Origin of the sequence: Waltera sp., assembly GCF_046969025.1 — a bacterium.
GTDB lineage: Bacteria > Bacillota > Clostridia > Lachnospirales > Lachnospiraceae > Acetatifactor > Acetatifactor acetigignens.
On record NZ_JBKVQF010000006.1, the window covers coordinates 170,156 to 180,112 of the forward strand.

The 9,957-nt window shown below is 41.6% G+C and carries 9 protein-coding genes; all 9 read right to left on the minus strand.

What is annotated here, in order from left to right:
* Position 1: 1 nt before the first annotated feature.
* Entirely contained in the window at positions 2 to 3,319 is a 3,318-nt protein-coding gene (locus tag ACLTOH_RS05065) for a YodL domain-containing protein (protein ID WP_412223523.1), read from the minus strand.
* Between the two features lie 217 nt (positions 3,320 to 3,536).
* The gene (locus ACLTOH_RS05070) at positions 3,537 to 3,866 is read right to left on the minus strand and encodes a winged helix-turn-helix domain-containing protein (RefSeq protein WP_117947817.1); all 330 of its coding nucleotides are present in this window, start codon (positions 3,864 to 3,866) and stop codon (positions 3,537 to 3,539) included.
* Positions 3,867 to 3,935: 69 nt separating this feature from the next.
* Entirely contained in the window at positions 3,936 to 4,607 is a 672-nt protein-coding gene (locus tag ACLTOH_RS05075; RefSeq protein WP_008118594.1) for a hypothetical protein, read from the minus strand.
* A gap of 12 nt (positions 4,608 to 4,619) precedes the next feature.
* Positions 4,620 to 5,276 carry a hypothetical protein gene (locus ACLTOH_RS05080; protein ID WP_008118593.1) on the minus strand — a complete coding sequence of 219 codons (657 nt, stop codon included), beginning with the start codon at positions 5,274 to 5,276 and terminating at the stop codon, positions 4,620 to 4,622.
* Positions 5,277 to 5,292: 16 nt separating this feature from the next.
* Positions 5,293 to 5,880, minus strand: a complete 588-nt coding sequence (locus ACLTOH_RS05085; protein WP_227700707.1) for a hypothetical protein — start codon at positions 5,878 to 5,880, stop codon at positions 5,293 to 5,295.
* Between the two features lie 263 nt (positions 5,881 to 6,143).
* Positions 6,144 to 6,281 (minus strand): hypothetical protein, encoded by a 138-nt coding sequence (locus ACLTOH_RS05090; protein WP_007889061.1) that lies wholly within the window; start codon positions 6,279 to 6,281, stop codon positions 6,144 to 6,146.
* Positions 6,282 to 6,350: 69 nt separating this feature from the next.
* A complete protein-coding gene (locus ACLTOH_RS05095; RefSeq protein WP_008118586.1) occupies positions 6,351 to 6,716 on the minus strand; it encodes a DUF6033 family protein in 366 nt (121 codons plus the stop codon).
* A gap of 106 nt (positions 6,717 to 6,822) precedes the next feature.
* Positions 6,823 to 7,782: a hypothetical protein gene (locus tag ACLTOH_RS05100; RefSeq protein WP_021960360.1), complete on the minus strand. Its 960-nt coding sequence runs from the start codon at positions 7,780 to 7,782 to the stop codon at positions 6,823 to 6,825.
* Between the two features lie 439 nt (positions 7,783 to 8,221).
* Positions 8,222 to 9,957 (minus strand): helicase-related protein (locus tag ACLTOH_RS05105; protein WP_412223524.1); only part of this gene is annotated, 1,736 nt, incomplete at its 5' end.

A 9,957-nucleotide genomic window follows, 5' to 3' on the forward strand; every position in this document is an offset into this window, starting at 1 on the left:
CTTACATCTCCCTGTGTGTATTCTTTGATTTTTCCTGCTCTTTGGAATCTTTCTTGCCCTGTGCCACTTCCTTCTGCTTAGCCACCAGACGCTCCTTTAAGGAAGAACGAGCCTGCGGTTTTTCCGCCTGTTCTTTCTTTTCTTCCTCACGATTGAATTTCTCCACACCATTATTAAGCCTGTCATCAATCATGTTATAATTCTGTTCCTCCAGCTCCTCGATTTTGGCAAGCGGTTTATATTCTGCCAGCTTAGCAATCAGCTCTTTTGCCTGTCTTTCGCTGTCCTCGTCAATTCCCTCATCAATAGATGTCTGCAAAAAAATCTGTAATGGCTTCACATTACCGCTTCTTATATCATTTGCAATCATTTGAACCTGTGCTTCCCTGTCCGGTACCGAGTCTCTATATTCAAAAGTGTCAATATCATAGGATAACTGGTCAAGTTCTGTCGCAATCGTCTGTATCTTTGCTTCCTTTGTCTCCCTGTCATTAACCTCTTTATCCGGATATGCTGCAATCAGTTTTTTAAGGGCATCCTGCACTGTGGGGGTATCCCGAAGCTCTGGTGTGTAATTCAGAAAATCCACATCTATGCAATTTCCTCTGACAATATCCGCTTCCTCATCTTCCCATTCTTCTGTACCGTCAATGTGCATATTTACACCAAGCGAAGGGATTCCGTGCATACGGGACGGATCAATGACATTGTAGAGTTGCATAGCTTCCTCTATCGTTTCAATACCCTCATGGAACTCTCCCATAGTGTGAAATTCGCCACATTCTGCAACCGTAAATGTGATATGGACTGTCTCCGGTTCAACCACTGGCTCTTTTTCCAATTCTGAAAGTGTCTTTTCTTCTATCATTTTTTCTTTTTCCGGTTGCTGTTCCAGTGCGTTTTCTCTGCCCTGCGTGACAAGCTGATTGTTGGTCTGCTCCTGCTGTGCCTTCTCCTGCAGGTAGGTTTCCACCTCCGGCAGATATGTCTCCAGTGTTCCGGTTCTGCCCTCTGTGATCGGGTTAATATCCACCTGAATGCCTGCGATATAAATGCTGTCCTCATGCAGCATATTGAAAAGGTCATCTTCTCTGGTGGAACCTGTGTATTCTACTACTACATCCAAATCTGAATTTTCCTTTTCTATGCCCCTGCAACGGCTCCCGGATACCACCACATCCACAATTTCTGCATCCAGACCGTATTCATCAATCTGCGATCGCACATAAGCATACACTGTTTTTTCAATATCTTCCGCACTCTGTCCGTCCAGACTGTGAAACAGTTCTTCCGTCCTTGCCCGGAAATCTGCAACCACATCCGGATTGTTCTCTCTAAATTCTGCCTGCTTTGCTTCCAAATCTGCCTGTTCCACTTCCTCGGCTTTCTCCGAAAGTTCCTCAAAATCAACAATCTCTGCTTCGGAACCTGCATACACCTCGCCCTGCAAAAATTCATCACGATAATACTGCTCTGTGACCGCTGAAAACCTCGGTTCTTTCAAATTTGCAATCACCATATCCATTGCCCTGCGAATGGTAATATCCGGGTTATCGTAGACACCGCCATCCAGCAAATGGTACTGTTCATCCAGAATGGAATAATCATATCCCTCCTCACATTCGTGCATCAGGATATAACGGTCTGCGATATGAACCGCAAGCTCCGTCTCTATCTCATTCTCTTTGCCCTCCAGTGTCAGCATGAACTTCGGCAGCTCTGTAAATCCAAACGAATCTACAAAGTGTGCGGTGTTTTCCCCGTTCTCATGTAATACCACAATATCGCTAACCGACAGGGAATGTGCCTTGTAATCCGCCGGATGGTCAATATTGAACTTTGTATAGATTGCTTCCAATGTTTCCGATTGTGTCTGCCCCTGCAATTCTGCCAGTTCTCCCATATACACGAGCTTATAATTTTCCGGCAATACTGCATCAAAATTATCCTTGGTTATTCCCATACGCTTCAAGCTTTCCGTTCCTTCAAAACGAAACTTATCCAGTTCCGGATTATCCTTTAACTGATAAATGCCATATTTGTCAGTATTTCCATACAAGAGCTGTGCTTCCCTGTTGGAATCACTCTCTGCAAGTTCTTCCTGCATTGCCTTATCATGGGCTGCCTTTCTCTCCTTCATATCAATCAGCTCATCTGTATCCGTGTTATAACGCACATCCAGATGATACTCTCCGTACTCTCCGGAATCCTGATTGCCGATTTCTGCCGTCCATGCGCCTTTGCTCTCCAAATACGCCTGTATGCTCAACTTGTCATCATCCGACATTTCCGATAATGCCTGCATCAATTCCGGTCTGTCCATGCCATAAACATCAAGCAGGCTGAACTCTGAAAGATCGGTATTCTGTATAAGCAGAATACTTTCCTTTGTCTGTTCCTGTGATACTTCTCTGTTCCTTTGTATCTCCTGTAATTGTTCCTCTATCCCAGTAATCAACTCCGAAGCTGTCCTCCGTATCGTATCCATGGAAGCTCTCAGTTCCTTGGTATCTCTGCCACTGCTCCATCCGGCAATATATCCAAAGGAATAATCGGAAGTGTCCACTCCAAAATGCTGACATACTGTATAAGCTATGCTCTCAGCTTCCACTTCTTTGGTATTGCGGTCTTTTTTCATCTGCTCATCCTGCTCCACTTCCTTGCTATGCAGCTTGGAGTGAGCCACCTCATGGATCATGGTCTTTAAGGTCTGGCCCTCGCTCATGTTTTCCTGCACCGCAATCCGCTTTGCTTCCCTGTCATAGTAGCCTTTGGAATCTCCGGCTATCTCCTCCAGTTCAATCGGTACTGGCGAAATAGCTTCTACCGCACGAATCATATCCTGATACCCTTCCACATCTGAAAGAAGCTCCTTTGCCGCAAGTTCCGGTATCGGCTTTCCGTCTGTCTGCGCCACATCAAAAACGGATACTGCCCGGAATGCCGGAATTGTTATCTCGACTTCTTCTTTCTGCGGATTTCCGTCCTTATCAAGTAAAAGTTCTTGTGTGACCGGATCAATCTTGTCCCTCTCCTCTTTGATTTTATAGGGTGCCGGGGCAAGGATACGAATACCCTTTTCCCCCTTCTTAACGTGCCTGTCAAAATTCTTCTGCCAAGCCTTGAATCCGGCCACTAACGTAGCGTCTGGCTTTTGCATCGCAATTAACATAGTATTGTTAAAGCTGTAATTATGGAATTTTGACATGGTATTCAGATAAGTCTTGTACTTCTCGCTTTCAAAAAGCTCCTTGATACCCTGCTCTAGCTTCTCCGTTATTTCCTGTACTTTCTGTTTTTCTGTTTTAGATTCTGCCATAGTATTTCCTCCATCTGCTTATTTTTTGCATGACAAAAGGCAGCCATTATTGACTGCCTTTGCATAACTACGATATTCACTTATAAACCTTTATCATTACTGCCCGTATTCGTTTTGATTTCTGCAATGTACTCCTGTCTCCTTTCTGCACCTGTCACTGTAAATGTTTTTACAAATAAAAAAGACAACCAAGATTTTGTTTCTTAATTGCCTGTTTCTATGCTATTAAATTTTTATTGAACCGATAACCAACTCCCCAAACAGTCTGTATATAGCTTGGCTTGCTAGGATTATCCTCTATCTTCTCCCGAATATTCCGGATATGGCTCATGACGATGTTGTAATCGCCGGAATAGGATTCTTTCCACACAATGTCATAAATCTGTTCCTTACTGAACACTATTCCCGGATGCTTTGCAAAAAGCTTCAAGATTTCAAACTCGGTATATGTAAGCTCTATCTCCTGATTTTCCCGAATGATTACCCGTTGAACCTCATCTATCATAAGACCTTTGAAATTCAACAGATGCTCGTTCATACCTGACATCTGAATGACTTCTTCCTGTTCCTGAAAAATATCTGTTCTGCAATGAACTGTTGGATAAATTAACCCGCATTATTCCACCCTCTCCTGTAAATTACCTAATCTGTTCAGCACTTCATACATCCGGCCATTGCCAAATATATAATTTTGCAAAACAAGCGGCTTCCCCACCTGCCTGCTTTCCCGGTACAGCTTCATATAAGCATCCTTCGCTTGATAAAAGCTGTCTTCCAATTCTTCCATCTCTTTTGTTGGCATTTCAAAAATTTTCCCCTGAATGACCTGCCCCTGGGCTGCTATTCTTGCACAGGATTTCTGCCATGCCGCTTCCTGCTCAAATTGTATATCCAGCCACTCTATCTCATCTTCTTTTGTCAGCGGCGTCCCATCTACCTTATAATACTGTTCATTTTCATAGCGCTGTTCAATTTCAGAATACAGCCTTGCATAACTCAATCCGCAGGCATTTACAACATCAGTATAGTCATACTGCCCTTTTTCTTCCCTAATTTCTTTTAATATTCCGGCTCTCATATCGCTGAACGATGTAACCGAATGCACAACTGTATGCTTAATTTTATCCATTAAATTTTCCCTGTTTTTCGATAATTGAGAAACCTCTAAAATATCCTTATGAAACACTTTCTGGTCTTCATTTTGGCTTTCCTGTTTTCCCAAATATTCCCTATCAAACTTGAAAAAATCCGGCAGATGAATAGGATGACTTAAAAATGTAATTGACATATCTCTTTCTCCTTACTTAAAAGCACTATCCGTAACCGCTTCCGTCATAGCATTTGCTTCATAAGCATTAGACGCTTTTGACAACAGCCTTTCATTGTTCCACGACCGTAATAATCGGCTTCTTTCCTGTTCCTGCTTTGCAATCTTTTCATTCAACATTTCCTGCTGCTGTTTTTTAACCTGCGCCCGTTTTTCCAGATATTCTTCCAAAAGCTCTTTTTGTCTATCTTTCTTGTTGCTTGTCTTTTTATAAAAACTGTTTTGTGAACGAGCATAAAATTCCGATTGATTATTAACACCAGACCATGAATCGCCCCTATAATCTTTAGCAGTAGCTCCTACAGTGAGCACCATAGAAGCTTCCAACGGTGCAAAGGACGAAGTTAAGTCACGTTTAAGTGCTGATAATATCTTTTCCCTGTACTCCGGATCATCTTTCATATTCTTAAATGCTTCCTCTGATATGTTGATAGCCACATTGGTTATAGTTCTATTTCTGGGTATCTTATCAATTTCAGCATAAAATTCCTTTTTGAAAATCGCCATTTCTTCCGCTTCTGATAATTCCTTTGTATTGCCCGTTTCTCCCGTGCTGTTTACGCTCTTTGTACTTTTCGTTGTTGCAACATTGTTCTGATAATAACTCTGTCCTACTCCACTAATAGCCATTTTTAATCCTCCTTTATCAGCACTTTTTCATAATATCCGATAGTATGCTTGTTGCTGTTCCTTGTTTGTAATTTATACTTTTAAAGGCTACCAAAAACTTCTCTTTAGCCTGCTCCATTATTGATACTGCGGTTTTCTGATATTTTGTATCAAACATTTGAGCCTTATCTTGTGTTTTTACTTCATTTTGAGGGCTATTTCTACGGAAATACCATGAACTGCCTGCGTTTTCAAATGCTTTATTGGTTTGTTGACAGGTAATATATCCTTCTAAATTTGCCAGACGCATTTTAAAGGCTTCGTCCAATCCGGCTAAATCTTCGTCAAGTGTCAATGACCTTTTCCCCGTAAGTTCGTAGGAAACTTCACGATCTCCATTTTCATGTTCTTTTACGATTTCATTATAACGGGTTTCATATGTATCCATTATAGATTTCATCACATCTTCAACATTATAATTCCCGTCTTTTAATGTTAGGCTGCTAATATCCCGCATTGCGGTATAGTGTTCCCAAGCAACCTCATTTGTATTTTGTATTGTCAGTTCCCTGACATTGGTATAATCCGAATCGGGTTCAAATTTGCTTGCCATTTCCCGCTGCATATTTCTTCCTGCATCAGAAATAGAAAGATTTGCCTACTGCTTCACCATCTTTGAGATTGCTTCCCTAACAGTTGCTTTTCCCCGTATATAATTTGTAGTCGTTCCCAAATAATCATAATTATGTCCGACTCCATTAATAGCCATTTCCTAATCCTCCATTGTCATCAATTTTTTATATTGCCGCCCCTGCCCCCTTGCAATAAGTCCGGGCAGTCCGCAAAAGCAAAGGTTTATGCGCCTTGCGGAATATGAACAATTTCTCCTTATGCCTTTATATCAAAACTTGCCCCTGTCGGCGCAGATGTACCAGAAACCGCAGCTAAGAGGTTCTGCGTAACACTTTTTACATCAGTGCCAGTAGCTGATATTGTAAACGTTTCATCTTCTGTCAGCTTCTCCAACTGCGCCTTTTTCTCTGCCCGTCTCTTAGCTGCCTTTTCTTCTGAGATTTTTCTTTCCTCACGCTTTTTCTATAATCTTTCTTTTTGTTTCTTTTCCGCATTCAATGTAGTTGAATTTTGTTTTGAACCACTGGTTCTTGTCATACCTCCGCAAGTAACAGAAGCATTCCCATCGGCATCTATTACAGTTGTAACACCATGTATCACTGCATTATCAGCTTTGGCTTGTGCAAACATTCTATTCTGTCCCGGTACTGCACCAGTTAAATTAAACTCTACTTTCTTGGCAAATTCCGGATCATTTGCCATTTTCTTTAGACATTCGCTAGAAAGATTTATTACCACTTTATTTTCATTTCCACTCATAAGACTGCTACCCGTATTAAAAGTAATCTCCGGGAACTTTTTACACAGTTTCTCATAGTATTCCTGCACTTTGTCCTTGCTGTTTGTCTTTACCTCCGTTGCTACATTAGTGTTTCACACTCTTCTACTTCGAGAATTAATTGCTTTTTCATATCCTGTCATAAAACTCGCTATATTAAACAATTCCACCGTGCTTATATTGCTGTTCCCGAAGCTTATCCAACGATTTTGCTCCATCCGGGCTATACAAATCCAATAATTCCAAAAAATTACCAGACTCCTTACACCCATTCAATATCATACGCATACTATCCGCATCTTTACCGAATAACATACCCAACAGACTCATATCATACTGATTTTGACTATCACTTAATACTCCCTGCTGATGTAAATCCTCCATAAAACCATAAGAACGAACCTCGGAACCTATTCGCATCGCCACATTATATAAATCCGGATCAACAGTATGAAGATAATTTAGGTAGCGTGTCTCAATATTTCTATTGGGCGTGCCGCTCATCATCCAATTTGCTATATCTTCCAAAGATGCACCTATGGCAGCATCATCAATCAAATGCATCTGCCATCTTCCGCTTTCAGTCTTTGTAAAGGTATATTTTCCATCTTCCGAATACAATGTATTTGACCATGAGTTTTTTGGAGCCGCCTGGTCTCTGACAAGCACTTCAAATGCATCCATTGCAACTCTGTCTGGGATACACTTTTTCTCATCTGTTGGTAATTCCATTTTCCCCAATGCTACTGCAGTTTGCACTAGTTCATAATCCGATATGTTTTCTCCATGATAAAAATAAGAATTTTGTTCTTTCAATTTATCAAATGATGCCGGTAGTTTTACTTCTGCCAACTGTTCTTTGGAAACCTCAGTCCAATCTTCTTTTTTCTTACTACCTGCGGTCTGCATCTGCACTCTCGAACCGTTTGTAATCTTTGTACCATATTTTGCATTTACCATATGTTCTGTTATTGTCACATGTGCAAACTGAAATAAACTCCTTTGGTTTCTTGTATTTCCGTAACCTTCAACTTTCACAGCATATGGAAATGATGACTTCGTATTCAAAACAGAGTAAGTACCTGTATAAAATGTATTTGCCGCTTGTATTCTCATAATATAACCTCCAATCCAAACAGAAACAGCGTCTATTTTCACATTCAATCCCTTGAAAACAGACGCCATCCTTAGCTCATAATATTTATCGACATTTATTCATTTTTCTTTACAGAATGGAACGAAACCTGAAATTTGGGCGTGCCTCTTACTATATCTGTAACCCTATAAGTTTTCGATACTCCTTTGCATTTTCACAATCTGATACAATTCCTGATTGCGCATCCAAGCAAAACGGTAACATCTGCCAATCCTCATTGCCACATGCTCCTACCAATAACAATTTTCTGCCATAAATGACCTCCATTTTGTACGATAAAAGGCAGCCACTACTGACTGCCCTTACATCAACTGCTATAACATTTTTAATAATCCTGCTTTTATTCCCAACCCGAATAGTGCTGACAGGTTGGGAATAAAGTTGGGAATAAAACTTTTTTTATAAAATCTGATCTTTCCCCTTTGCCTTATCCACTGCATCCCTTCCTGCAGGTGTCCCAGACACTCTTGCCTTCATTGCTGCGAGCCTTTCTTGCAATGAAGTCCGTTCTGCTGGTCGGTCTGACAGCTTATCATCCGTAACCGTTTTTCCAAGATTACTCTGCTTTGCTGGCATATCAGCAACCTCATCCCCTTTTTTATCCACCGATTTCACATCTTCATGTGTTTTTTCCGGTTCCGTGGCTTCGTCATCCATGCCAATCGCATCATCGCCCTTTTCATCCATGTTAAGCAAGGCATTAAGTTCTGCAAGACGTTCCAGTTTCTCGGAAAGCTCCGCTTCCTGCGGAAACGGCTTGTCTACTTCTGCTTTTGCTGTTTCAAGCTGATGTTCCACATTGGAAAGTTTCGTCTGTGCTTCCTCAAGTTGTGCTGGCATTGCTTCCAGTGCATTGTTGATTCTTGTGATATTTCCGAGCGGATCAGTGCCGACTTCCATCGGATGGCTCATGGCTCCTTTGACATTCATTACAAATTTATTGTTGAAAGAATCAAAAGTTACATTCAGCTTAAATCCAAGATATTCCCCTACATCCGCACTGGCATTGATGCCTTTGATTTCCTTACACATGGCTATGATTGCAGTTCCTGCTTCCTTTTTATCTGTATATGGCTTTCCTCCCACCTGCATGAAAAATTGTTCCTTATCCTCCGGCTTATTTTTCGCATATTTTTCCATATCAGCGGTAAAACCTTCGATACGTTCCTTGAAAATAGCGATCTGATGCGGATAATGCTGTGTGATGTTATCCTCCAGCCTGTATTTCTGACTGGTATGGTTTGCCTTCATCAGTTTCAATTTCGATACCTGAATATCGAGATCCATCTTTTCTTTTATGTAGGGATTACCTGTTGCAAGTGCCTTAACCTCCGCATAGGAAAGTGCCGCTTCGTCCACATCCTCACAGCTTCGCACCGGGGATTTACTGGTCATAATCTGTCCGATGAATTTCTGCTTATTCTCAATGAGCTGCCATGAATAACTGTCAAACGTACCTTCCGTAACATAACGAAATATCTTTACTTTATCATTCTGGTTGCCCTGTCGTAAGATTCTTCCCTCCTGCTGTTCAATGTCAGAAGGTCTCCAAGGCACATCCAGATGATGCAATGCAATCAGTCTGTCCTGCACATTCGTACCGGCTCCCATTTTAGCGGTGGAACCTAATAAAAAACGAACCTGTCCGCTTCTTACTTTTGCAAACAGCTCCGCTTTTCTGAGTTCTGTATTGGCATCATGGATAAATGCTATCTCATTCTCCGGCACTCCTTTTTCCATGAGCTTATTTTTTATATCCTCATACACATTGAAAGTGCCATCGCCCTTCGGTGTCGATAAATCACAGAAAATCAACTGTGCTGACTTCTGCTCTTTGGTATCTTGCCATATCTCATAGGCTTTCTCCACACAGGTTGCCGCTTTTGAATTTTCCTCATCCGGCAGCATATCGTTGAGCAGCCTCTGGTCAAGTGCCAGCTTTCTTCCGTCATTGGTAATCTTTAGCATGTTGTCCTCGTAAGGCTGTACCTGCCTGTCCCGGACTGCTTCGGCACGTTCCGCTAGGGACGCTACCATGTCTTTCTGGAACTCGCTCGGCTTTAGAACCACATTTTCATATTCTGCTTCCGGCACAGGAAGTTTTAACATATCCGGTGTCTGAATGTCCGCACTCT